The following is a 501-nucleotide window of genomic DNA, read 5'->3' as shown; positions in this document are numbered from 1 at the left end:
GGTACTGGTTGCCCAGGCCCGTCAGGACGGCGCGGGAGGCGGCCTCGGCGATCTCGGCGGGGCCGTCCGTGTCGGGGAAGCCCTGGCCGAGGTTGATCGACCCGGTGCGGGTGGCCAGGGCCGACATCTCCGCGAAGATCGTGGTGCCGAAGGAGGCCAGGCGGCGGTTGAGGAGGGGGCGGCTGCCGCCCACGGGTGCGCTCATGTGCGCCATCCTGGGGGGAACCTCTGGACTTGCTCAAGTGTGCTTTGGCCCGTGTGGCCCGGGGGCATCTCCCCTTCACACCCGGGGAACCGGGCGATGAACGGGGGTTGAGCTCATGTCTGTTGTCGGTTGGGTTTTCGCCGCGCTGGTCGTCGTGTGCTTCGTGGCTCTGGTCCGGAAGGTGGCCCGCGCGTGGACGGGCGGCTATTCCGGATCCGGCAAGGGTTCGGGCTCCGGTTCGGGCTCGTCGTGGTGGGCGGGCGGGGGCGGCTCCTCCGGCGGGTGCGGGAGCAGCG

1 pseudogene is annotated in these 501 nt (G+C 71.7%); it reads right to left on the bottom strand.

The features are described 5' to 3' along the window. Nucleotides 1–205 (bottom strand): annotated as a pseudogene (locus G3I78_RS47660) (aminotransferase); the annotation flags it as partial. Nucleotides 206–501 lie beyond the last annotated feature (296 nt).

It is taken from the genome of Streptomyces sp. SID13726 (assembly GCF_010548375.1).
Lineage (GTDB): Bacteria > Actinomycetota > Actinomycetes > Streptomycetales > Streptomycetaceae > Streptomyces.
This window is presented reverse-complemented; position numbering and strand designations above follow the sequence as displayed.